The following is a 24,729-nucleotide window of genomic DNA, read 5'->3' as shown; positions in this document are numbered from 1 at the left end:
TATCGCCTCATGCGATTGGACGATTCTGGTCTCCTGGTCAGCCTGAGCGAAGGCATGTTCCAACAACCTCTCTGGCATGATTTTCTCGAACGGCTGCGGAGCCGGACGCAGGTCCGTTATGTCAGCCTGGCCTTCCGTCCGATCGACGAGAAGAATATCGTCGAGCTTTATGCCGGCCCTGCGGCGCCGCCACATCTGGGCCGGCTGTTCGCCGAGAAATATGGGCACGATCCCCTGCCCTATCGCAACATGCGGGAGGGGCGGGTCTATGCGCTCGCCGAGCTGATCCCGCCGGACAATGCTGCGTTGCAATCCTATCGGCACGACTTCCTGCATGGCATGGGCGTGGAGGACATAAGATCCGTGCGGGTGACGGAGAGTAGCGGGGTCGACGCCTGGCTGAGCTGCGCGGGCGCGCGCATATCGTCGTCGGCCACAGCGTTGCTGACCGCGCTCGCCCCGCATCTGCGCACGGCATTGCGCGGTTTCGTGGCGTTAGAGCGCGAAAAGTTGCGATCGACCCTGACGTCCGAAGCTTTTGGGCGGCTGAATTTCGGCTGGCTGACGCTGGATGCCCAATGCCGCATCCTCGACATGACGCCCCATGTCGAACAGCTGTTCCAGCGAAACACCATCCTGCGGCGTGGGCGCTATGACCGATTGACCCCGACATCGCCGGGGCTGGACCGCGAACTGACGGCGCTGGCCAAGGCGTTCGCCCAGGATGCGGAGGCGCGGCCGCGCGCGATCAATTTGAGCCGCGATCCGTGGATGGACATGCTGGTCGCGCCGTTCCGCGGACAGTCGGTGGCGGCGGGCGGGACGCCGGTGGCGATCGTCTATCTGAGCGGTGACCGATCGTCGCAGGCGGACCGGTGCGAGCAGCTGGTCGATCTGTTCGGCCTGCTGCCCAGCGAGGCGCGGCTTGCCTGGGAAATGGGCCAGGGCATCCCGATCGCGCAGGCGGCCGCCAATCTCCATCTGACGGTCGAAACGGCGCGCAACTATTCCAAGAAAATCTACGCCAAGATGGGCGCGCGCGGCCAGGCCGAACTGGTGCGGATCATCTTGAGCAGCGTGCTGGCGATCGCCTGACCGCATCCGGCGAAGCTCATGTCGCGAGCATCTGCCCGATCGAACTGTCGAAATGTCGGTCGATCGCCGCAGCGGCGGCCACAGCGTCGCGGTCCACGATCGCCTGGGCCAGATCGAGATGGCAGGCGATGATATACCGCCGCTGTTCATCGGTCCGGCGCGTTTCCCAGGCGCGGGGCACCGCCGTTTCCATCAGCGGCGCGAAAGACCGCATGATCTGCGCAAAGAGCAGGTTAGACGCCGCCTCGGCGATCGCATTATGCAGCGCGATGTCGAGCCGGGTCACCTGCGCCATGTCTTCGCACCCTTTCGCCATGGCCTGCGCGATGGCCAGGATGGCGCCGGCCTGCGCGTCGGTGCGCCGCTCCGCTGCGAGCGCGGCGATCCGCAGTTCGAGCGTGCGCCGCACGTCCCACACATCGGCGACGCTGACCTGCTCGGTCGATACCGCATGGTCGATTGAGGCCCCCATCACCGACCCGTCGATCGCCCCCACCCTTGCGCGGCGGCCATTGCCGACGTCGATCAGGTGCAAGGCGGCGAGCGCGCCAAAGGCTTCGCGCATCACGGCCCGGCTGACGCCCAGGGTGGCGGCGAAGGCGCCTTCCCCCGGCAGCGTGTCGCCGACCCGCAGGCTATGGTCGCGGATATGGTCGCGCACTGCCTGGATGGCGCGTTCGACCAGCGACCCGCCATCGTCGATTGCCCGGCTCGTCATGCCGCCAGCCCCTCGGCGCGATAGAGCGTCGGCGCGACGCCGAAATGGCGCGCAAAAGCACGGGTGAAGCTGGCATTGTTGAGATAGCCGCAGCGATAGCCGATCGAGGATACCGGCAATTCGGTCGCAACCAGCATCTCCCCTGCCCGGTCGAGCCGCTGCGCCGTGATCGCATCGGCGACCGAACTGCCGAACATGTCGCGGAAGCCCCGCGTCAATTTGGCGCGATTGAGGCCACAGGCGCGGGCGATGCCGTCCAGCGTCAGTTTCTCGGCCCAGCGATCCTCGATCATGCGCCGCGCCGTCAACAGCCTTTCGCTGTCGGCGCGCGACAGCGAAGCATCCTGTCCGATCGGCACGAACCCGTCTTCGCGCCCGGTGCGCAATAATTCGCAGAAAAGCTCGATGCTCTTGGCCAGCCGATAGGGGGCCGCGGCCGCGTCGTGCAACCGGCAGTCGCGGATGGCGATCGCGATCGCGCGGAGCGGCGCGGGCAGATAATAAGCGACGCCCGGCGTCAGCGGCACCGCGCCGTCCGCCACGCGCGCGCAGGCGTCCGGCGCGACCAGGAGGATAAGGCGGCTGCCCGGATCGTCGTTCAGGTCGGCGAGCGTGGGTTGCTCGACCAGCCGGACCGACGCCGCCTGCCCCACCGCGCCGAAGCCCAGCAGGAAGGCGGCGGAAAGGCCCGCATCATTGGCGGGTGTGGCGATGCCCGGCCCGACCAGCGCGGTCATCTCCGGCGACACAATGATTCGGTCCATGGCCATCTTCTCCTTGGCTCCATCCTTACCTATCTGACAGCTTTTGGCAATAGCTATCAGATAGGTCTGGCGGGCGCGCGACGCATGGCCAGCCAGAAGGCGCCGACGGACACGATGCTGACCGAGACGCCGACGGTAGCGAGGCCCTCGCCCAGATGCGCTTCGCCGCCGAGAAGGCCACTGATCGCGGTCACCAATGTCGGTGCTACGCCGAAGCCGATCAGCCCGGCTATGGCGATGAAGGCGCCGATGCACAGGCCGCGCAACTCGTTGGGCAGCATTACCGTGAGCGCGACGGAGGTGATGAGGCCGGTGACGGTGCCGCACAGCATCAGCGCGCCCAGCGCCACGGCAAAGGATGGGATGCCGGGCATGATCGGGAAGAGCGCGGCCGGGATACCCAGCGCCGCCGCAATCACTGCGCCGATCAGCAGGCCGCCGCGCCGCCCGCTCTTCTGCCCGATATCGGCCGCGATGCCGCCCAGGACCGATCCCGCCACCCCGGTCAGGAAGATGAGGCTGCCCATCCAGCCGGCAAAGTCGGGCGGTGCCAGGCCATAGCTGCGCGACAAGACGGGCGAGGCCCAGATCGCGGCGGCGGCGTCGGCCATCACCACGCTGACTTGTCCGATGAACAGGGGGCCGAGAAAGGCGCGGCGTGACCATAGCTCGCCCATTACCACGCGCCAGGGCGCATGAATGCCCGCCGTCACTTCCCGCCGCGCCGGTTCGCGCAACAGGCATAGGGGCAGGATGAGCGCGGCGCTGATCGCCGCCAACGCGAAATGAGTGGCGCGCCAGGGTGTGACGTCCGCGAACAGGCCCGCCGCCCCCTGACGCAAAAACAGGCTGAGCAGCCAGCCCGCCAGCGCGAACGCCCCCGCCTGCCCCAGCGCCTTGCCCAAGGTCACGACCAGCAGCGCCCTGCCCCGCTGGTGCGGCGGGCACAGGTCCGCGCAGAGCGACAGCGCCGCCGTCAAGGCGCCGGTGGTGCCGATCCCGGCGAGCATCCGCGCCATGAACAGCGCGGGCACGCTCTGCGCCGTGGCGGTCAGGAAGGTGCCCAGCGTCCAGATCAGCGCCAGCCCGATGAACAGGCGCAGACGATTGGTCCGATCGACCAATAACCCAATGGGTATGGAAAAGAGCAGCAGCGGCACCGCGGCGGCCACGCCCTGAACCAGCGACAATTGGAAATCGCTCAGGCCCATTTCGGCCTTGGCGCCTTCCTGCACCATGCTGAACGATCCCATCATGGTGAAGCCGGCCGCCATCGCCAGCGCCAGGATCAGCAGCGGCGGCAACAGGCGCAGAAAGGATGGGGCGTGAGCGGATGGAGTGGCCATCGGGGTAAGCCTTTGCTTGGCGTCGCCGCAATGGCGCTGCCGGATATGGGATGCCCGGCCGCGCCAAGGGCAGTCGACGCGACCGGACAGTTTAGCCCCCGGCTAAACGGCGTATTAGAGCGCGAAAATCTTGCCCGGATTGAACAGGTTTTTGGGGTCGATTGCGCGTTTAATGACGCGCATCAGGTCGACCGCCTCGCCCAGTTCCTCGACCAGGCAATGTTGTTTGCCGATGCCGATGCCATGTTCGCCGGTGCAGGTGCCGTCCATCGCCAGCGCCCGGTCCACCAGCCGCTGGTTGAGCGCCTCCACCTGCGCCATCTCCTCCGGCGCGCCTGGGTCGATGGAGAAGATAACATGGAAATTGCCGTCGCCGACATGGCCCAATATCGTGCCGGGCACGCTGCTGGTCGCCAGGTCCGCCTTGGTCTGGGTGATACATTCGGCCAGCCGACTGATCGGCACGCAGACGTCCGTCGCCCAACCGATCGCGCCGGGGCGCTGGTTGACCGCGGCATAATAGGCCTCATGCCGCGCCTTCCACAATTTGGAGCGTTCCTCCGGCAAGTTCGACCAGCGGAATTGCCCGCCGCCGTTCGTCGCGGCGATCTCCTCCACCGTGCGCACCTGTTCCTCGACATAGGTTGGCGACCCATGAAATTCGAAAAAAAGCGTGGTCTGTTCGGGATAGTCGAGTTTCGACCAGCGGTTGACCGCGCGCATCTGCGCGTCGTCCAATATCTCGACCCGCGCGAGCGGAACGCCGATCTGGATCGACTGCACCACCGTATCGACCGCCCCTTCGAGACTGTCGAAACTACACACAGCGGACGATATCGCTTCGGGAATGGCATGAAGCCGCAGCGTGACTTCGGTGATGATGCCCAAAGTCCCCTCGCTACCGATCATCAACCGCGTGAGGTCATAGCCCGCCGCCGACTTGCGCGCGCGCCGCGCGGTGCGGACATCGCGGCCGTCGGGCGTCACGATGCGCAGCGACAGCACCGCCTCGCGCATCGTGCCGTAACGCACGGCATTGGTGCCCGACGCGCGGGTGGAGGCCATGCCGCCCAGCGTCGCATTGGCGCCCGGATCGATCGGGAAGAACAGGCCCTGGTCGCGCAGATATTCGTTCAACTGCTCACGCCGCACGCCCGCCTGGACGGTGCAGTCGAAATCCTCCATATTCACCTGGAGGATGGCGTCCATCCGGCTGAGATCGACCGTCACCCCGCCCTGCACCGGCAGGGTGTTGCCTTCGATCGACGTGCCCGCGCCATAGGGGATGATCGGCACGTCGGCGGCGACGCAGAGATTGACCAGCGTCACGACATCTTCGGTCGAACGGGCGAAGACGACGGCGTCGGGCAGGATGGGCGCGAAATGCGTTTCGCTCTGGCCATGCTGGCTGCGCACCGCCTCGCCCAGCGCCAGATTGTCGCCAAAGGCGGCGGCAAGCTGGTCGAGGAAGCCGTCCGGCAGGGCTTTGCGGGGTGGGAAGGCGAGTGCGCTCATCGGATCAGAACCGGAAGCTGGCGCGCACGCCATAGCGGCGCCGGTCGCCAATGATGCCCAGGTCCGATGCGGGCAGGCCAGCAAGGATGAGCGTCGTCTTCTCGATATAGGCGTCGAAATATTTCTTGTTGAACAGGTTGGTGCCGAAGACCGCCAGTTCGATCCCGCCGCTGCGGTAGGTGATCGACCCGTTGGCCAGGATATAGGATTTCAGGAATGTCGGCGTCGTCTCATTGAGCGTGCCGGCCAGCCGCTTGCCCTTGCCGGTCAGGCCTGCGTTGAATGTCAGGCTGTTGTCGTCGCCCAGCGGCACGACATAGTCGCTCGACAGGCTGAGCATCCAGTCGGGCTGGAAGGTCAGCCGGTCGCTCGACAGGGTGCGGCCGGTAATGGCGGTATAGGGGGAACTGTCGGTCAGGCGGGCGTGCATGTAAGTCAGGCCGCCCGATAGCGTCCATTGCTCCACCGGCTTGAAAGCAAATTCGACTTCCGCGCCATAGCTTTCGACGTCGCCGCTGTTGAGATCGACGGTGACAAGGCCGCCGGTCGAGGCCGGTGCGATCGAGTTGAGGCCGATATAATCCTTGTAATCGCTGTAGAATATGTCGCCCGACAGGGTCAGGCGGCGGTCGGCGGAGGCATATTTGGTCCCGATTTCATAGGTCCAGGCCGAATCGCCCTTATAGACGCGGACCGGCGCGGTTACGGCGTTAAAGCCGCCGCCACGATAGCCGCGCGCGACCGAGGCGTAGGACATCAACTCGCGGTTCCAGTGACGGGTGACCGACAGGCGCGGTTCGACCTCGTTGGATTTCAGCCCCACCGGCGACGGCGCGCCGCCATTGACGCTGCCGACGGAAGAGCGATCCTCATGGTCGTAACGCAGGCCGAGCGCGACTTCCCAATCCGCATTGGGTTTCCAGAAGGCGGTGCCGAAGGCGGCATAGGTGTCCGCCTTGGTCGCGTTCTGGGCGCGATTGTTGATCGCGACCGGGAACGGGCCGGTCGGCAGGGGCAAGGTCAGCTGGATATTGGTCAACTGGTTCGCCCGCGTCGTCTCGCGGCTGTAGAACAGGCCGACCAGGGTGGAGAACTGGTCGCTATATTCGGTGTCGAAACGCAGTTCGAGCGTCTTGGTGCGCAGGCGGTCGCTGCTGCTCTGCCGCACGGCGGGGACGGGCGTGGTCGCGTCGCTGGGACCAAAATCGCCGTCGGTGTCGGGCGCGCTGGTGTCGCGTGCGTCATAGGCGGCCAGCAACGACACTTTGGTGTTGATCGCGTCGATCGGCGTTTCGATGCGGGCGTTGACCCCGCGATATTTGTAGGTGGTGGTGCCCAGCGTATCGAACTGGTTGTTGCGCGAATAATCGGTCGGGCCGGCGACGCGGGCATAAGGGACGTTGGCGCCCTTCACCCAGTCATAATAGCCGTTTACGACGATGGTCAGCTCTTCGCCGGGGGTGGCGCGGATGGTGGTGCTGAGCGAATCTGTGTTGAAGCGGTTCGCCTTGCCGCCAATATTTATGTTGTTGATGAAGCCGTCCTGCTCACGATGCGAGCCGCCGACGCGGATCGCCAGCTTGTCCTGCACGATCGGGGCGGACACCGAACCAGACACCAACCAGCTATTATCAGGACCGGCATAGCTGGCCGCGCCCCGCGCCTCGAAATCATTGCCCGGCTGGCGGGTGATGACGTTGATCGCCCCGCCCAACGTATTCTTGCCATAGAGCGTACCCTGAGGCCCGCGCAGCACCTCGATCCGTTCGACGTCGAGCAGCGGGTTGTTGAGATAGGCGGTGTTGGGGCGATAGATGCCGTCGACGAAGAGGCCGACGCCCGGCTGCACCGACGACACCAGGGTGACGCCGACGCCGCGGATCGAAACAAAGGCCCGGCCAGCGCCGTCGCTGGAGATATTGAGGCCGGGCGACAAGGCGGCGGCTTCGCGCACCGAATTGATGTTGCGCCGGGCGAGCGTATCACCGCTGATCGCCGTCACCGCGACCGGCACGTCGAGCAGCGTTTCCTGCCGCTTGCGCGCGGTGACGATGATGTCGGACGATCGTGCGTCGGCGGCGGACACCTGCTGCGCCTGCGCCACAAAAGGAAAAGGCACCGCGATCGCGACACCGGCAAACAAGAGGGCCTTCAACGTCATCCTTTTTCTCCTCCCGACGTCCGGTGATATCATGTCCAGCGGATCGCCTATGGGCCTATCTGATAGGTAAAGCTTTCAGATAGGTTTGGCGAGATAGACCATTATGCCGTCCGGGTCGATCGCTTCGCCGATCGGATTCGGCATAGCGGAGAAGCTGTCTGACTCCCTGTCTCTTTTATGCGTCACCAGCAGCTATAGCCGCCGTCGGCCAGCACGATGCTGCCGGTCATCAGGCCGGCCGCGCCGGACGCGAGGAAGGCGACTTCCTCCAGCCAAATAAATGGGTTTCTGTCAGGGCAGGTACGGCGCGCAGGGCATGGGCGGTTCATAGGTCGCCTCCCCGTCTGCAAGTTGATAGACCAGCCGATTGTAGGGTGTGAACGCATCCCAGGGCAGGCGGCCGTCGGTGGCGAAATCGACCCAGATGCGATGCACCCGGTCGGCCAGCGATTGCGGCGGCGCGTCGCCGCATATGCCTTCGGGGCCGGTCGTGCTGGCGAGCGTGTCGAAGACGAACGGCAATTCCATCGCGTGCGCCGCGCCCAGGCCGATAGAAGTTGGGGTGGCGAACAGCGGCGATCGCCATGCGAACTCGTACATATGCCTGCGGCCGCGATGTTCCTCGGCAAAGCGGCGGGCGGGCCAGCGGAACACCAGATCGTGCAAGGCGTCGGTGAAGGCGTGGCCGGGCTTCACGCCCTTCGTCCCCATGCCATAGGCATTGAGCAGTTTGCGGGCCTGCGGCTGATGTTTGTGGACGAACCAGGTCGCGAGCCACCGGCCGAGCTTTTCCCGCACGCCCGTCGGCACGAAATAGAGGTTCATTTCCTCCGCATTGGTGCCGATCAGCAGGTCGATCTCCGCACCCGCCCCCGTCTTCAACGCGTCGAGCGGCTTTTGTGGCAGGACGTCGTCGCCATGGACGGGCACGAAGCGGCTGATGCCGAACACCGGCTCCCGCCCGTCAGCGTCGCGCAGGTCGAGCCGCGCGGTCGGCTTGCTGACTGCCTCCATCGCGTCCAGCATGTCGCCCGGCGCGACCGACCGGAAGCCGGCAGCGTCTGGCGTGATCTTCAGCCGCTTCGCCAGCGCCTTGACCAGTCGCTGCGCCACGCCGATGTCGCGGGTCATCGCGCCATGGCCGCTTTGCACGATGGCGCGGCGAAACAGCCCTTTGGCCAGCGGCGATGCAATCAGGTTCGCGACCGACATGGCCCCCGCCGATTCGCCGAAGACGGTGACGTTGGCGGGATCGCCGCCAAAGGCCGCGATAGTGTCCCGCACCCATTGAAGCGCGAAAATCTGGTCGCGCAGGCCCAGATTGGTCGGGATGCCGGGGATGGGCAGGAATCCTTCGACGCCGAGCCGATAGTTGATCGCCACCATCAGCACGCCGTCGCGGGCGAACGCGCTGCCGTCCTGCACCGGCGCATCCTTGCTGCCCAGCACGAAGCCGCCGCCATGGATGAAGACCATGACTGGCAGCGCGGTGCGATCGTCTGCGGGTTTCCAGATGTTGAGCGTCAGATAATCGTCACCGGGAAGCCAGCCCTTGCCCACCAGAGCCTCGACATCGACTCCTGGCACGCCGCGCACCCGCTGCGGCGCGCTGGCGCCGGGGTCCAGCGCATCGCGCACGCCATCCCAAGATTCGGGCGGTTGCGGCGGGGCGAAGCGGCGGTCGCCGGTCGGCGGCGCTGCATAGGGGACCCCGAGGAAGCGGGCGACGCCGTCCACCACGGTCCCGCGCACCAGGCCGGCCCCTGTCGGCACGATCATGTCCATCCCATCGGCTCCTCTCATTCTTGCGCGGCAGCATAGAGGGTGGACGATGCAAGCAGGAGGGAAAAGCCTTTGCCGTGCGGCACGGCCATGGTGCCGAACGGCTGGGCCTGCCGTTTCGAACAGGCTTTTGCATCGTGGAAAATTATGCGGGGATGCTGCTAATGCGATTGACTTGCATGATGCGCGTCGGATAATCCCGTCATCGTTTTGACGAGGAGTTTTCCGATGGCCGCGCCCATCCATTATCGGGCGAGCCGCTGGCGATACCGCGCCAATGTCGCTTTGCGTACCATCGCCGGGACGGTCGGTGCCTATGGCGTGGCCGCCCTGGGCGCCGCTGCGATGGCGCGCACCCTGCCGATGGCACGGGTGGAGGCGGTGACTCTTGCGACCATGATCGCCTATCTGATCGCGCCCGGCGTCACCATTTGGGCCTTTCTGGCGCGCGGGCCGTGGCGCGCGGTCGCGGGCGTGATGCTGGCGGCGTTGGCGCTGGGCGGCATCGCCTGGATCGCGGGGCAACCGGCATGACCGGGGCGAGCGCGATGGTGCGCGATGGCGCGCGGCAGGCGATGGCCTGGCTGCATGGCTGGACCGGGCTGCTGCTTGGCCACATCCTCTTCATCATCTGCCTTGCCGGGACGCTGACCGTGTTCAAGCCGGAAATCAGCCGCTGGATGCGCCCGGAAATCAGCGGGCAGGCCGATCCGGTGCGGGCGATCACAGCCGCGACCGACTGGCTGTCGGCCAATACGACGGGATCGGCAGGCTGGTATCTGTCCGCACCCGACGGCCGGTCCAACGTGGTCGAGGCGACCTATGACAGCGGCGGCGCCTATATGAGCCGCGCGCTCGATCCGGTGAGCGGCGCGCCGGTGGCGCGCGATACGCTGGGCGGGGAGTTTTTCTACCGCCTGCATTTCGAACTGGAACTGCCCTATCCCTGGGGGCGGTTGCTGGCGTCGCTGGCCGCGATGCTTATGCTGGTGGCGATCGTGACCGGCATCATCGCGCATAAACGCTTCTTCAAGGACATCTTCACCTTCCGCGCGGGCAAGGGGCAAAGATCGTGGCTGGACGGGCATAATGCGCTGGGCGTTTTGTCCCTGCCCTTCCACATCATGATCACTTTCACCGGGCTGCTGACGCTGGCGTCGCTCAACATGCCGTGGGGGATTGCGGCCGGCTATGGCGCGGATGTCGCGACGCTCTACAGCGATCTGACGCCCGGCACGGTCAGCCGGGCAGCTAGCGGGACCAAGGCGCCGCTCGCCCCGGTCGGGTCGATGCTGGCGCAGGCGCAGCGCTATTTCGGTGGCGCGCCGGTGAGCCGGATCTACATCTTCAACCCCGGCGACGCCGCTGCCGTCGTGACCATCTATCCGGTCGAGGCGGCGGCGATCGGCATGCTGCCCGCGGAGATCAGTTTCGACGGCGCGACCGGCAAGGTGCTGAAAGCCTGGACGGAAAAGCGTGCGGGCGTGCGCGCCTACCAGACCATCTATGGGCTGCACATGGCCCATTTCGCGCCGCTGCTGACGCGCTGGCTCTATTTTCTGGGCGGCGCGATGCTGACCTTGGCGATCGCGAGCGGGATGGTCCTGTGGATCGTCAAGCGGCGGGAACGCGCCCCTTTGTCGATCGGCAACCGGCTGCTGGAGCGGTTGAACGTCGGCGGGCTTGCAGGCGTGCCGATCGGCATGGCGGCCTTCCTGATCGCCAATCGCCTGCTACCGCTTGGCCTGGCGGAACGCGCGCAGCAGGAGGTGTCGGTCGCTTTGTGGAGCGCTGGCGCGGCGCTATTGCTGGGGCTGGTCCTGCGGCCTGCGCTGGGCTGGCCGCTCCTGCTTGGCCTGCTGGCGCTGCTATGCGCGCTGGCCGCTGCATTGGGGCCGATCTGGGCGGGAGACGGGGTGATCCTGTCCGGCAATATGCTGTTGACCGCGACCGCGGTCGCGCTAGGCCTGCTGGTCTGGAAGCAATGCCGCCGCCGCAGCGCGCCGACCCCGGTGCGCCGCCGGATGGCGCCGGCATGATGCTCACCATCGGCCTGCTTTACCTTTCCCTGTTCGCGCTGGCGGGGCGGATGCAGCGGCATAGGCCGGTGCTGCTCGATAGCTGGCAGCGTCGCCCGTGGGTCGCCCATCTGCAATTGGCGGGATGGACGCTGTTTGGGCTGTCGCTGCTCAGCCTGACATTGTGGGCGGATTTCGGCATAGCGCTGGTCGCCTGGATCGGACTGGTGCCGTTGTTGGGCGGAATCGTGGTGCTGGGCATGACCTATCGCCCCGTCGTGGCGCGGGCGGGCGTGCCGGTTGCGGCGGCGCTGACGTTTGCCGGATTGCTGGTTTAGGCCTTCATGTCGATGGTGGCAATCAGGCCGCCATCATCGGCATTGCGCAGGCGCACCGATGCCTCGAAGCTCATCGCCAGTGACCGGCTGATGGTCAGGCCAATGCCGGTGCCGTGGCGCCCGCCCGGCTGGCTGCTGACGCCGCGGGTAAAGGGTTCGAACATCTGGTCGAGCTGATCGACGGGGATGCCGGGGCCATGATCGCGCACATGAATGAGCAACCTGCCGCCCGATCGCACGCAGCTGATCTCTGCACTGCCGCCATAGCGCACGGCGTTGTCGACCAGATTGGCGATGCAGCGGGTCAGCGCATTGGGCTTGACCCGCACCGTGCCGCCGCAGCCGCTTAAGAAGCGGACGGGCGCGCCCAGTTCCTCGGCATCCTCGGCCATGCTGGTCAGCAGCGAATCGATGTCGAGCGCCGACCATAACTCGCGTGCCTCGATGCTGCTGGCCAGGTCCAGCCCCTCGCGCACCAGCGTCTGCATCGCCTGATGATCCTGTAGCAGCCGCGCACGCAGTTCCTCATTCTCGACCAGTTCCAGCCGCAGCCGCAGGCGGGTCAGCGGGGTCTGAAGATCATGGCTGATCGCGGCAAGCAATTGCGTCCGTTCGGCAAAGCCCGCCCGCGCGCGGCGCTGCATCAGGTTGAAGGTGGACAGGGCGGCGCGTACCTCCTCTGGCCCGCGTTCGGGAATCTCCTCCGGGTCGAGCGACACCGAAAAGGCTTCGGCTGCCCGCTCCAGGCGGCGCAGCGGCTTGGACACGAAGCGGGCGACCAGGATGGCAAGACCCGCCGACGCGGCGATGATGACGATCAGGTAGAGCGGATTGAAGATGGTGCTGGGCGGTTTGGCGATGCGCGGGAAGCTGAGCGCGATCGCCCGGCGCTGCCCGATTCCATCGGTATAGCGCACCACCCAGCAGTCCGGGCGGGGCGCGTCAATCAGCCCGGCGACCAGTTCCTTCGATCTGTAGCGGTCGGGAAAGCAGAGGCCGACCGGCACCTGCCCTGCTTCGGGCTGCGATTGCGCGCCGAGCCGCGCGCGCAGAAGGGATTGGAGGTCGTCATCCGGCTCGTTCAGACTGATGCCTTCGGGCGCAGGCGCCGCGCCGATGATGCTATGCGTCGCCATCATTTTTTCGATGCGCCGGGGATCGCGGCGGAAACGATCGGCGACGTCGATGGCGCTGGCAAGAACGCGCTGGCGGCGGACCCGCTCGAAATCGTGGCGGCGCGTCTGTTCCGCCACCAGCAGCGCGATGATCGCGGCGACCGACATGCCCAGCGTCAGGATCAGGAAAATCTGTCCCGCCATCGACCGGAAGAAGGAGTGGGTGCGGCCGGTGATCTTGCGGATCATGAATGATCGACCGAACAGGCAAGGACATAGCCTTCGCCGCGCACCGTCAGGATCAGATCCTCGCCGCCCGGCAGGCTCGACAGCTTGTGGCGCAGGCGGCTGATCTGAAGGTCGATCGATCGGTCGAAGGCGGCGGTGGCGCGGCGTTCGGGCAACAATGTCTCCCGGTCCAGAACGACATTGGGTTCGTCGATGAAGCGGCTGAGCAGCCGAAATTCGGCCGAGGACAGCATCACCAGCCGATCGTCGGGCGCGACGAGACGGCGTTGCACCAGATCGACGCGCCAGGGACCGATATGGGCGTAACGCATCGCACCGGTACGCGCGGCTGGCCCGCTGCGCGGCCGGCGCAGCAGGTTGCGGATGCGCACCAGCAGTTCGCGCGGCTCGAACGGCTTGGTCAGATAATCGTCCGCGCCCAGTTCCAGCCCCAGCACGCGGTCGATCGCGCTGCCGCGCGCGGTCACCATGATGATCTGCACGTCCGATCCCTCCGCCCGCAATTCGCGGCACAGCGACAGGCCGTCGCCATCGGGCAGGTTGAGGTCGAGCACGATCAGGTCGACCGCCTCGTCCCGCAATGTCTGGCGCAGGTCGGCCAGATTGGCGGCGGCCAGCAGGCGGTAATTTTCCTGCCGCAACTGGCCGACGATCAGGTCGCGGATATCGGCGTCGTCATCGACCACCAGCACCGTGGCGGGACGGAAGGATGCAGCATCGGCCATGACCCGTCCTAGCGCGCGGCGCGGTAAAAGTCTGCGCTTCTTCTTCGTCGATACAGGCCGATACACAGCGATACGAAGATGCGCGGTCATGCGACATATCGTCGCATTCCGAAAAACAGTCGCTCTACCATGAGACGGGCAAAGCCGCGAAGAGGGCCGGGTCGGCTCCCCTGCCGACGCTAACGGAGTCCTTGCGATGCCTAACCCTGCCATCCTGGCTGGAAACCCGATGCAACGGCCCGAATCGGTCGCGCACGTCCCTCCCCCCTCCCCCTCGTGCGCCCGGTCCGGTTTTTTCCATGCATCGGCGGGCATCGCAGGGGCCTGTCCGGCAGCGTTTCGAGGATAAGCGTCAGACCATGTTCCTTTCCGCCACCTTGCGCAGCCTTCGGGTCGCACCGATCGCTCTTGGCCTTTCGCTTGCAGCCTGTGGTCAGCAAAAGCCGCCGCAAAAAGGGCCGGTGGAAGTGGGCGTGGTTACGCTGAGCACGCAGGACGCCACGGTATCCAGCGAACTGCCGGGCCGCACCGTATCGACCATGATGTCGGAAGTGCGGCCGCAGGTGGTGGGGCTGATCCAGAAACGGCTGTTCACCGAAGGATCGATGGTCAGCGCAGGCCAGCCACTCTACCAGATCGACGCCCGCCTTTATCGTGCCTCGCGCGATGAAGCACAGGCCAGTCTGGCGAGCGCGCAGGCGACGGCGGTGGCGGCGCAGGCCAAGGCGCAGCGCTATCGCAGCCTGGGCGATACCGAGGCGGTCAGCGCGCAGGACCGCGACGATGTGATCGCCACCGCGCGGCAAGCGAGCGCCGCGGTGCAACAGGCGCGCGCCAGCCTCCAGACCAGCAGCGTCAACCTGGACTTCACGCTGGTTCGGGCACCCATCAGCGGGCGGATCGGCCGCACTCTGTTCACCCCCGGCGCGCTGGTGACGACCAGCCAGACCGACCCGCTGACCACGATCCAGCAGCTAGACCCCATCTATGTCGATGTGACGCAATCCAGTTCGCAGATATTGGCGCTGCGCCGGTCGCTGGCGGCAGGCAAGACGTTGGCGGCCAGCGCGACCATCCGGCTGAAGCTGGAGGACGGCACCGACTATCCCCAAGAAGGGCGAATCGAGTTCGCCGAGCCGATCGTCGACGTCAACAGCGGCACGGTGACGTTGCGGGCGCGCTTTCCCAATCCTGACGGGCTGTTGATGCCCGGCATGTTCGTGCGCGTGGTCGCGCCTCAATCGGTGGTGCCCGGCGCGATCCTGGCACCGCAACAGGGGATCAATCGCGATCCCAAGGGGAACGCCACGGCGCTGGTCGTGAACAAGGCGAACAAGGTGGAACGCCGCATCGTCACCGCCACCCAGGCGATCGGCGACAAATGGCTGATCACCGCGGGCCTCAAGGCCGGCGACCGCCTGATCGTCGAGGGCACCGACAAGGTGAAGGCCGACGACGTCGTGAAGCCTGTCGCCGTCAAGTCGACGAAGTAGGAGCCGACCTTTGCTCAGCCGCTATTTCATCGAACGGCCGATCTTCGCCTGGGTCATTGCCATCGGCATCATGCTGGCGGGCCTGGGCGCGATGTTGTCGCTCCCCATCGCACAATATCCCGACATCGCCCCGCCCGGCGTCGGCATCAGCGCCACCTATCCCGGCGCATCGGCCGAAACCGTCGAAACCAGCGTGACGCAGGTGCTGGAACAGCAGCTGACCGGCATCGACGGATTGATGTATTTTTCCTCCTCGTCCTCCGCAACGGGGCGTGCGTCGATCACCGTCACCTTCCAGAAGGGCACCAACCCCGACACCGCGCAGGTGCAGGTGCAGAACCGGGTGCAGCAGGCGCTGAGCCGCCTGCCCAATGCGGTGCAGCAGCAGGGCCTGTCCGTCACCAAGCAGCAGACCGACTTCCTGATGCTGGTCGGCTTGTATGACGAGACGGACACGGCGACGCAGGCGGATATCGCCGATTATCTGGTGAATAATTTCCAGGACCCGATCGCGCGCATCGACGGCATCGGCGCGACCCAGATATTCGGGTCGCAATATGCGATGCGGGTGTGGCTGGACCCCTATAAGCTGGCCGCCGTCAAATTGATGCCGTCCGACGTACAGAACGCAATTGCGGCGCAGAATGTCGAAGTGTCGGCCGGCCAGATCGGCGCCGATCCAGCGCCCGCCGGGCAGCAGATCAACGCGACGGTAACGGCGCGTGCGCGGTTGCAAACGCCCGAACAATTCCGCAACATCATCGTCAAGACCCAGACCGACGGATCGATCGTCCATCTGTCCGACGTGGCGCGGGTCGAACTGGGCAATGAAAGCTATACAACTGCGGCGCGGCTGAACGGCCATCCCGCATCCGGCGTCGCGCTGCAACTCGCGCCGGGCGCCGATGCGCTCAAGACCGCCGAACTGGTCAAGGCCAAGGTCGCCGAACTGTCCGGCAGCCTGCCCCCCGGATACAAGGTCGTCTATCCGCGCGACACCACGCCCTTCATTCAGCTATCGGTCGAGGAGGTCATCAAGACGCTAATCGAAGCGGTGGCGCTGGTCGTCGTGGTGATGTTCGTCTTCCTGCAGAGTTGGCGCGCGACGCTGATCCCCGCCATCGCGGTGCCGGTGGTGTTGCTGGGCACATTCGGCATTCTTGCCCTGTTCGGCTATTCCATCAACACGCTGACCCTGTTCGGCATGGTGCTGTCCATCGGTCTGCTGGTCGACGACGCGATCGTCGTGGTCGAAAATGTCGAGCGCATAATGGAGGAGGAAGGGCTTTCCCCGCGCGAGGCGACGATCAAGTCGATGGAGGAGATCGGCAGCGCGCTGGTCGGCATCGCCCTGGTCCTGTCGGCGGTGCTGCTGCCCATGGCCTTTTTCGGTGGATCGACCGGCGTCATCTATCGCCAGTTTTCCATAACCATCGTGTCATCGATGATGCTGTCGGTGGTGGTTGCGCTCATCCTCTCGCCAGCGCTTTGCGCCACCATCCTCAAATCCGCGAGCGAAGAGCATCGCGATAAGGGCTGGGCCGGCAAGTTCAACCGCTGGTTTGAGAAGCTGACGAACGGCTATGTCCGTCGCACGCAGCAGATGCTGGGTCGGCGCAAGCTGTTCTGGGGCCTGTATGTCGTGGTGCTGGCGCTGCTGGTGATCATCTTCGTCCGCTTGCCGTCCAGCTTCCTGCCGGTCGAGGACCAGGGCCAGGTGATGGTGCAGGTTACCCTGCCCGCCGGCGCCAAATCCAGCCGGACCAACGCCGTCATCGATCAGGTGCAGAATTATTTCCTGAACGATGAGAAGGACAATGTCGCCTACGCCTTCATCATGACCGGGTTCAGCTTCCAGGGTCAGGGCGAGAATGTCGGGCAGGGCTTCATCAACCTGGCGCCATGGGATGAGCGCAAGGGGACGGCGAACACGGCCGGGACCATTGCCGGACGCGCGACCAAAGAATTGGCGGCGATCCGCGACGCCAAGGTGCTGGGCATGACGCCGCCCGCCATCCGGGGCCTCGGCCAATCGAACGGCTTCACCTTCGAATTGCTCAACAATGGCAGCCTCAGCCGCGCGCGCTTCCTTGAATTGCGCGATCAGTTGATCGACGCGGCGTCCAAAGACCCCGTGCTGGCAGGCGTGCGCGCCGCATCGCTGGAGGATACGCCACAGCTCAAGGTCGATATCGACAATGAGAAATTGGCCGTGCTGGGCCTGACGCAGAGCGATGTGGACGATGTGCTCAGTTCCGCCTGGGGCAGCACCTATATCAACGATTTCGTCGATCGCGGCCGGGTCAAGCGCGTCTACATGCAGGCAGATGCCGCCTATCGCGCGTTGCCGACGGACATCGACAATTGGATGGTGCGGTCCAGCAGCACGGGCCAAATGGTGCCCTTCTCCGCCTTTGCGACGACGCATTGGACGATGGGACCTAGTACCATGGCACGCTTCAATGGCCTGTCGTCGTTCGAAATTCAGGGCCAGGCCGGGAGCGGCGCCAGTTCGGGCGACGCGATGGACCGGATGGTCGAGTTGCAAAAGCAACTGCCCGCCGGCACCAGCTATGCGTGGAGCGGCCTGTCCTATCAGGAGCAATTGTCCGGCGGACAGGCGCCCCTGCTCTATGGCCTGTCGGTGCTGGTCGTGTTCCTCTGCCTTGCTGCGCTCTATGAAAGCTGGTCGATCCCATTGGCGGTGCTGCTGGTCATCCCGCTCGGCCTGGTCGGCGCGGTGATCGCGGTGTGGGCGCGCGGGCTGGAGAATAATATCTTCTTCCAGGTCGGCTTGCTGACCACCATGGGGCTGGCAGCCAAGAACGCGATCCTGATCGTCGAGTTTGCCGAATTGGCGCACAAGCAGGGCAAGGATCCGCTGACCGCGGCGCTGGAGGCCGCGCGGCTGCGCTTCCGTCCGATCCTGATGACCAGCCTCGCCTTCATCGCCGGCGTCATTCCGCTGGCGATCGCGACGGGTGCAGGCGCACAGAGCCGCGTTGCCATCGGCACGGCAGTCGTCGGCGGCATGACGACTGCAACGGTGCTGGCGATATTCTACGTGCCGCTGTTCTTCGTCACGATTGCGGGCCTGTTCGCCGGTAAAAACAATGCCGCGCCGCCGGCCCCGGCACCCGACGCAGGAGTCCCGGCATGATCCGCCTATCACTGTCAGCCGTATCGCTGCTGGCGTTGGCCGGGTGCAACATGGCGCCGACCTATGTGCGACCGGCCGCGCCCGTGCCCGCCGCCCTGCCGATCGGCGAGGCCTATGCGCCGGGCCAAGCGGGGCAAAAAGCAGGCCTGGCCTGGACCGAACTGGTCGGCGACGCAAAGCTGCGCAACGTGATCGAGCGCGCGCTGGCGAACAATCGCGACCTGCGCGCCGCGATCGCCAACATCCAGTCGGCGCGGGCGCAATATAAGGTGCAACGCGCCGCCCAGTTGCCGACCGTCACGGCCGACGGCGGGGCCAGCTTCACCCGACAGAATGACAATCGGCAGAATAGTTACAGCGCCGACATCGGTTTCAGCGCGTTCGAGATCGACCTGTTCGGCCGGGTGCGCAGCCTGACCCAGTCGGCGCTGGAAACCTATCTGGCGACCGAGGAAGGCGCGCGGTCGACACGGATCGCACTGATCGCCGAAACGGCGACCGCTTATGCGACGCTGGCCGCCGATCAGGAACTGCTGGCGGTTTCGCGCCAGACCCAGGCGAGCGCCCAGCGCACGCTGGACATCACCCGCCGGCTTAATGCCGCCGGTTTGATCGGAAAGCTCGACGTCCATCAGGCCGAAACGACGGTCGAGCAGGCAGCGTCCGACGTCGCCGCCACCGTCACGCAGGTCGCGCAGGATCGTAACGCGCTCGACCTGCTGGTGGGCGCGCCGGTGGAGCAGGCGTTGCTGCCCGCCTCGCTCGACAGCCTGATCGCGGGCGTGGCGAAGGTGCCGGCCGGCCTGTCATCGGACGTGCTGCTCCAGCGGCCCGACGTGCTACAGGCGGAACATCAGCTCAAGGCCGCCAATGCAGATATCGGCGCGGCGCGCGCGGCGATGTTCCCCACGATCAGCCTGACATCGGCGATCGGCGTGGCGAGTTCGGCTCTGTCCTCGCTCTTCACCGGCAACGGCTTTGCCTGGTCGGCCAGCCCGTCCGCCAGCCTGCCGATCTTCGGCGGCCCGAACCGCGGGAATCTGGAGTATAGCAAGGCGCAGCGCGACCTCTCTGTCGCCCAATATGAAAAGGCGGTGCAGACCGCCTTCCGCGAAGTCGCCGACGGACTGGCGCGCGAGGGGACGATCGATGCGCAGCAGGCGGCGCAACGTCGGCTGGTGATCGCCAGCCAGCGCGCCTTTGACCTGGCGGATCAGCGCTATCGGTCGGGGATCGACACATTCCTGACCGCACTGACCAGCCAGCGCACCCTTTACAGCGCGCAGCAGTCGGCCATCGCCACCGACCTCGCGCTGGTCAGCAACCGCGTGCTGCTTTATCGCGTCGTCGGGGCGGATCAGTAACCCGACACTGCGATTTCTCCCCCTTCTCCTGCGGCGCGAATCTGTTATCATGCCGGGATAATAAGGGAGAGGAACCATGCTGTTATTGGCAAGGTGTCTGGATTGGCTCTGCCAATTATTTGCGTCGGGCGCGCAGGATGAAGTGCGTCTGAACCAGTTAATCTCGCGCTGCGGCGCGCGCGACCATAGACCGCGCCGACCCTGACGGGGGCAGCTTGGGATGCGCAGCACTCAATCGGTTTAGGTGGAGCCGACTGGCTTATCCAAAGCCGGCTCCCGGCCTTTACCACATGATGAGTTAGCGCGTTCCGCTCGGCCGTTCCGCCAATGCCAGCCGCTTGGCCGTCGTCAGCGTCTGGCCGATGAACAGCAGCACCAGGATGGCGCCGATCACGCCCACGAACAGATCGAACCCCGAGACCGCACCGAACCAGCCGGGGGCATAGCCCAACAACATCATCGCGATCGTCAGGCCGATCAGCAGCAGCCGCAATTCAGTGGGTCCGGCGGCAAGATAGGATAGTTTGAACTCCCCCAATACCCGCGCCGACAGGTAAGCGTGGATCGACAGCAGCAGATAGCCGGCCAGCGCCACCAGCGCGACGTCCATGCGAATATAGGGACTGGCCCCCATGCCGGCGAGGATCAACAGGGTCGCCAGACCATCGCAGCTATGGTCTATGAAATAGCCATAAGACGGCCGCTCGATATGGCGGAACCGGGCCAGGCTGCCGTCCAGGGAATCGCCGAACCATTGCAGCGCATAGCCCGCGATCGCCAGCCACAGCCAGTCGACGCCCCAATTGCTGGCGGCATAACCCGCGAAAATAGCGAAGGCGCCGACCATGCCCAGCGCGGTGAGCATGTCTGGCGTGACCCAGCGCGGCATATGCGCGCACAGCCAGTTGAGCAGGCGCCTTTCTGCTACGGCGAGAATATTCTGTTGGATACGGGCGATGGGTGGGGCCGATTGGCCGGAAGGCAATGACATGGCGCTTTATGACGGAAGGATGACAAATAGACAATATTCGTTGCACCGCACGTCACAAGGTCATTGCCTGTCCGCCGCCTTCCGGGCCAAAGGCGGCGACCGGGCGGGATGCCCCGTGGAGGAGCATATGAGCAAGGACCGGCCCCAGGATGTGCGCGATATCGTGGTGCGGATGGAGCAGCGACCCTCCAACCCAGTGCGCCGCGCGCGGCTGATGGTGGAGCAGGAAGTGCCCCCCGCCCGCCGCGGGCCGGGATGGGACCGGCATTGGCGCGAGCTGGAAGCCTATCTGGACGAGGGCATCGCCTGGACGATGCCGCAGGGTCTGGACGACACGCAGTCCGAAGACGACAAAAAAAGGGCCGATCCGAAGACCAGCCCGTAAAGTTTTAGGAGAGGATGCCTGAAAGGCACGATCTTTGTGTACCAACCGGTGAGTTGCCGCAAGTGCGAACGACTGCTTTGCGATTGCAAAAATTGCATCCGTAGCGATACGCAACGCTTTCCGTAGGGGAAGACCTTATTATGGTCGGACCAAATTAGGGTGGTTGCCGCCGCCACAGGACGCCCGAATCGCTGCGTCGGCTCACGCCCTGATTCGCAGCGTCGCCAGCGCTGCCAGCAATAGCGTGGCTGCCGCGAAGGCCATGGTCCAGATTGGGTCACCGGGGAAGAAAGCCTTCATGATCGATCCCATAGCTGTCGCCACCAGCAATTGCGGCAACACCACGAAGATGTTGAACACGCCCATATAGACCCCCAACTTCGCCTGCGGCAGGCTGGAGGCGAGCATGGCATAGGGCATGGCGAGAATGGAGGCCCAGGCGATGCCGATGCCTACTTCGCTCAACAGCAGCAGGTCGGGATCGCGCACGACCAGGAAGCTGCCGAAGCCCGCCGCGCCCGCGACTAGGCACAAAGCATGGGTTCGCGCCTTACCGATCCGCGCCGCCACCCAGGGCAGAAGCGTCAAGGCAGCGACTGCGGCGACGCCGTTATAGACCGAGAAGAGCACCCCGACCCAGTTGCCACCAGCCTGATAGGCGGCGCTGGCGGGATCGGCCGACCCGAACATATATTGGGCGACGACCGGCGTGGTGTGAATCCACATGATGAAGAGCGCCGACCAACTGAAGAACTGGATCCATGCCAGCTGTCGCATGATCGGCGGCATGCCGCCGATATCGGCGACGATATGCGCCAGCATGTGCGCGCTTCGTCCCGCACGGGCCAGCAGGATCGCGATCAGGCGGGCCAGGCCGTAGCCCGTTAGAAGCCCGGCGAGCAGATAGACTTCCTTTTCCATCGCCCAAAGCGCGACGAACAGAGCGATAACCGCGCCGACACCAATCCAGGCAAAGCAGGGGCCGATGGCGCGGCCTGCCAGATCGGGCGCCGTGGCGGCTGCGTCGTCAGCATCGGCAAAGGCGCGCATCTGGTCCGGCGTATATTCGCGCGTCGTCAACACCGTCCAGAGCACCGCGGCCAGCAACGCTGCGCCCCCCGCCCAGAAGCTGTAGCGGACGGTATCGGGCACCTGCCCCGCCGCCGCGACGTTGGGGACCCCCAGATGGTCGAGCATATAGGGGAAGAGCGATCCCACCACCGCGCCCGCGCCGATGAAGGCGGTTTGCACCGCATAGCCGATGATATGCTGGTCCTTGCGCAGCATATCGCCGACAAAGGCGCGGAACGGCTCCATCGAGATATTGAGGCTGGCGTCGAGCATCCATAGCAGCAACGCGGCCATCAGCAGCCCGTCACTCTGTGGCATCCCCAGCAACGCCAGCGCGGAGAGGGTCGCGCCCGCCAGAAAATAAGGGCGGCGGCGGCCGAGACGGCCGAGCCAGGTTCGATCGGAAAGATGCCCGACGATCGGCTGGACCAGCAATCCGGTCAGCGGGGCGGCGACCCATAGAGCGGACAGATCGTCGATGCTGGAACCAAGCGACTGGAAGACCCGGCTCATATTGGCGTTTTGCAGCGCGAAGCCGATCTGGATGCCGAAAAAGCCGAAGCTGATATTCCACAATCCGGCAAAGCCCTGTTTCGGCTTGTCCATGCCCATCCCTTCCCGTCGCGACGCGGCCGGCCTGTCGCCCGCCTGCATCAAACCGTGACCGCTCGCATGGCGTGGTGGGCAGGGCAAGCTACGCATACGAATTCATACAGAATCGGCATGACACATTGGGGATAAGCTACGGAATTGCTGGCCAGATTCTCAAATAGGGCGTGACTGCAGTGGGTTAGATGGGATTGTGAAGACTGGATGCCTAGACCGAGCTAGTCTCGGCTAGGCGAGTTTGGACACCCCTTTTATCGCGGTTTTTATCGCGATTATCCTCTGTGGCCACGCCGTGAAGGTGCCAACAGATGAAAGCTAAGACTGGTTTCTCTCCCTCGCTCATCGATTCTCTGAGAAACGGGAGTCTGAATGATCCCCTTTCTCTAGGTCTATCGGTAAAGGTGCTATCGAGCGGAAAATTGGCTTGGAAGTATATGCGATGGCTGCCGTTCAAGCGTCTGTTTTTGAGGCGCACATTAGGACTGTACCCGCATGTCTCAATTGCTCAGGCTCGCGAGGCCGCGGCTATGCTCAACCAACAAATCGATGCCGGAGTCGATCCCCGAGAGATTGAGAAGGAGAAAAACCTTAGGGAAAGCATGACGGTAAATCGGGCCCATGTTCTGTACATGACTGCGGTCAGAGAGGGTCGGCACCTGAAAAGGGCTCGGCTGTGCAAACCAGTCACTATAGACGACAAGATTTGGCGCTACGAAAAATATATCAAACCGAAGATCGGATCTCAAATAATATATAATATAACAGAGGATCAACTGATAAGAATTATTAAAGATGTTCAATTAACAGCAAAAATTCAATCTAATAGAGTTATATCAGAAGTTAGGGTATTTTTTAGATGGGCTTCCTCGCTCAGGGGGCTTGAGATTGGACTTGAGAAAGATCCCGCTTGTCGACTTGGCGATCTGCAGGTTCCTGAGTATCCTAAAAGCAGAATATTGAATCTAGACGAAATAGAATGGCTTCTCCATTCGATTTCGGATGAAGCAGAATACTTGCGACGCGCAATATTGCTGTATCTGCTCACAGCAGTTCGTCGATCCGAACTTGAGTATGCGCGATTTGACGAACTTCAGGACGATGTGTGGATCATTCCTGGAGGGCGAACGAAGAATGCAAAAGAACACAAGATTCCGCTCGGGCCATGGGGTCTGAAGCTGTTTCTAGCAGAAGTCGATATGGACGCAGAGTGGGTTTTCCCTTCAGAAAAAATCGCTGGGCCTAGAAAAAATGATTGGAGCGCCACACTCCGACGCATAATAGGGAAAATGTCCACTGTTGGATGTCAGAATGTACCAATGTTCACTCTGCATGATTTGAGAAGAACATTTAGGTCAAATACTAAAAGAGTTGGAATTGATTATGAAACAGCAGAAGCTATGCTGAACCATTCAAAAACTGGACTCGATAAAGTTTACGACCTTTACGATCATGATAATGAAAAGCGTAGCGCATTCTTAGCGTGGGAGAATGAGATATTAAGGATTGCAAAAAAGGCAGGTATTGAGCAGCTACTCGACGCCCCTCGGGAGCGAATCCCTTCACCACCAGAGGGCTCGAGTGTCAAACCATCGTTGGACATTTGACAGGCGAAATCGGGGGCAGCGGCGAAATTTACTGCTGCCTTCACTTGGCTTACACTCTCGAGGAAAGTTGGGCGGCCGCCGACCTCGCAGCCTGTCAATCTAACCCAAGTTGAACAGTGCTGGCGGAACACGCGGGGAACGCGAGATCGTAAGTATCTGATTTTGCTTGGGGTGAGTTTCGCGGCAAAATCGGATGTGCTAACAACATTTTGCCTCTGACTGGCGG

19 protein-coding genes are annotated in these 24,729 nt (G+C 64.1%); 9 read left to right on the top strand and 10 right to left on the bottom strand.

What is annotated here, in order from left to right; all coding sequences use genetic code 11:
* The first annotated feature begins 9 nt into the window (after positions 1-9).
* Positions 10-1,095 carry a helix-turn-helix transcriptional regulator gene (locus HHL08_RS21250; protein WP_169574960.1) on the top strand — a complete coding sequence of 362 codons (1,086 nt, stop codon included), beginning with the start codon at positions 10-12 and terminating at the stop codon, positions 1,093-1,095.
* Positions 1,096-1,111: 16 nt separating this feature from the next.
* On the opposite strand, the gene HHL08_RS21245 is transcribed toward HHL08_RS21250, so the two are convergent.
* The 6 genes from HHL08_RS21245 to HHL08_RS21215 form a co-directional block, all read right to left on the bottom strand.
* Complete coding sequence (locus HHL08_RS21245) at positions 1,112-1,813, bottom strand: FadR/GntR family transcriptional regulator (RefSeq protein WP_169574959.1); 702 nt, start codon at positions 1,811-1,813, stop codon at positions 1,112-1,114.
* Complete coding sequence (locus tag HHL08_RS21240; protein WP_169574958.1) at positions 1,810-2,577, bottom strand: helix-turn-helix domain-containing protein; 768 nt, start codon at positions 2,575-2,577, stop codon at positions 1,810-1,812. The genes HHL08_RS21245 and HHL08_RS21240 overlap by 4 nt, the downstream gene beginning before the upstream one ends.
* Positions 2,578-2,633: 56 nt before the next feature.
* Positions 2,634-3,923 carry an MFS transporter gene (locus tag HHL08_RS21235; RefSeq protein WP_169574957.1) on the bottom strand — a complete coding sequence of 430 codons (1,290 nt, stop codon included), beginning with the start codon at positions 3,921-3,923 and terminating at the stop codon, positions 2,634-2,636.
* Positions 3,924-4,037: 114 nt separating this feature from the next.
* Positions 4,038-5,438: an FAD-binding oxidoreductase gene (locus HHL08_RS21230; protein WP_169574956.1), complete on the bottom strand. Its 1,401-nt coding sequence runs from the start codon at positions 5,436-5,438 to the stop codon at positions 4,038-4,040.
* A 4-nt stretch (positions 5,439-5,442) separates the two neighbouring features.
* Complete coding sequence (locus HHL08_RS21225) at positions 5,443-7,599, bottom strand: TonB-dependent receptor (protein ID WP_169574955.1); 2,157 nt, start codon at positions 7,597-7,599, stop codon at positions 5,443-5,445.
* A 291-nt stretch (positions 7,600-7,890) separates the two neighbouring features.
* The gene (locus HHL08_RS21215; protein WP_169574954.1) at positions 7,891-9,384 is read right to left on the bottom strand and encodes a carboxylesterase/lipase family protein; all 1,494 of its coding nucleotides are present in this window, start codon (positions 9,382-9,384) and stop codon (positions 7,891-7,893) included.
* Between the two features lie 225 nt (positions 9,385-9,609).
* Between HHL08_RS21215 and HHL08_RS21210 the strand changes: the two genes are divergently transcribed.
* Genes HHL08_RS21210 through HHL08_RS21200 form a run of 3 tightly spaced genes read left to right on the top strand, consistent with a single transcriptional unit; the run spans position 9,610 to position 11,737 of the window.
* Positions 9,610-9,915, top strand: coding sequence for a ketohydroxyglutarate aldolase (locus HHL08_RS21210; protein WP_169574953.1), 306 nt, complete (start codon positions 9,610-9,612; stop codon positions 9,913-9,915).
* The gene (locus HHL08_RS21205; protein ID WP_169574952.1) at positions 9,912-11,420 is read left to right on the top strand and encodes a PepSY-associated TM helix domain-containing protein; all 1,509 of its coding nucleotides are present in this window, start codon (positions 9,912-9,914) and stop codon (positions 11,418-11,420) included. Before HHL08_RS21210 ends, HHL08_RS21205 begins: the two co-directional genes overlap by 4 nt.
* A complete protein-coding gene (locus HHL08_RS21200; protein ID WP_235955207.1) occupies positions 11,417-11,737 on the top strand; it encodes a DUF3325 family protein in 321 nt (106 codons plus the stop codon). The genes HHL08_RS21205 and HHL08_RS21200 overlap by 4 nt, the downstream gene beginning before the upstream one ends.
* Here HHL08_RS21200 and HHL08_RS21195 read toward each other — a convergent pair.
* Positions 11,734-13,101 carry an ATP-binding protein gene (locus HHL08_RS21195; protein ID WP_169574951.1) on the bottom strand — a complete coding sequence of 456 codons (1,368 nt, stop codon included), beginning with the start codon at positions 13,099-13,101 and terminating at the stop codon, positions 11,734-11,736. The genes HHL08_RS21200 and HHL08_RS21195 overlap by 4 nt on opposite strands.
* The gene (locus HHL08_RS21190) at positions 13,098-13,826 is read right to left on the bottom strand and encodes a response regulator (protein WP_169574950.1); all 729 of its coding nucleotides are present in this window, start codon (positions 13,824-13,826) and stop codon (positions 13,098-13,100) included. Before HHL08_RS21190 ends, HHL08_RS21195 begins: the two co-directional genes overlap by 4 nt.
* A gap of 359 nt (positions 13,827-14,185) precedes the next feature.
* Here HHL08_RS21190 and HHL08_RS21185 point away from each other — a divergent pair, with 359 nt between their 5' ends.
* From HHL08_RS21185 to HHL08_RS21175, 3 genes are read left to right on the top strand one after another with little or no spacing between them, the layout of a single operon-like run.
* The gene (locus HHL08_RS21185; protein WP_328804719.1) at positions 14,186-15,319 is read left to right on the top strand and encodes an efflux RND transporter periplasmic adaptor subunit; all 1,134 of its coding nucleotides are present in this window, start codon (positions 14,186-14,188) and stop codon (positions 15,317-15,319) included.
* 10 nt (positions 15,320-15,329) lie between these two features.
* A complete protein-coding gene (locus HHL08_RS21180; RefSeq protein ID WP_169574949.1) occupies positions 15,330-18,479 on the top strand; it encodes an efflux RND transporter permease subunit in 3,150 nt (1,049 codons plus the stop codon).
* On the top strand, positions 18,476-19,843 hold the full coding sequence (locus HHL08_RS21175; protein WP_169574948.1) for an efflux transporter outer membrane subunit: 1,368 nt from the start codon (positions 18,476-18,478) through the stop codon (positions 19,841-19,843). The genes HHL08_RS21180 and HHL08_RS21175 overlap by 4 nt, the downstream gene beginning before the upstream one ends.
* 298 nt (positions 19,844-20,141) lie before the next feature.
* Here HHL08_RS21175 and HHL08_RS21170 read toward each other — a convergent pair whose 3' ends face one another.
* On the bottom strand, positions 20,142-20,834 hold the full coding sequence (locus HHL08_RS21170; RefSeq protein WP_169574947.1) for a CDP-alcohol phosphatidyltransferase family protein: 693 nt from the start codon (positions 20,832-20,834) through the stop codon (positions 20,142-20,144).
* Between the two features lie 19 nt (positions 20,835-20,853).
* On the opposite strand from HHL08_RS21170, the gene HHL08_RS21165 reads away from it, so the two are divergent.
* Complete coding sequence (locus HHL08_RS21165; RefSeq protein ID WP_169574945.1) at positions 20,854-21,219, top strand: hypothetical protein; 366 nt, start codon at positions 20,854-20,856, stop codon at positions 21,217-21,219.
* Positions 21,220-21,420: 201 nt separating this feature from the next.
* Here HHL08_RS21165 and HHL08_RS21160 read toward each other — a convergent pair whose 3' ends face one another.
* Positions 21,421-22,896 (bottom strand): MFS transporter, encoded by a 1,476-nt coding sequence (locus HHL08_RS21160; RefSeq protein WP_206378027.1) that lies wholly within the window; start codon positions 22,894-22,896, stop codon positions 21,421-21,423.
* Between the two features lie 311 nt (positions 22,897-23,207).
* Between HHL08_RS21160 and HHL08_RS21155 the strand changes: the two genes are divergently transcribed.
* The gene (locus HHL08_RS21155) at positions 23,208-24,503 is read left to right on the top strand and encodes a tyrosine-type recombinase/integrase (RefSeq protein WP_169574946.1); all 1,296 of its coding nucleotides are present in this window, start codon (positions 23,208-23,210) and stop codon (positions 24,501-24,503) included.
* Positions 24,504-24,729: the final 226 nt, after the last annotated feature.

Origin of the sequence: Sphingobium psychrophilum (assembly GCF_012927105.1) — a bacterium.
GTDB lineage: Bacteria > Pseudomonadota > Alphaproteobacteria > Sphingomonadales > Sphingomonadaceae > Sphingobium > Sphingobium psychrophilum.
This window is presented reverse-complemented; position numbering and strand designations above follow the sequence as displayed.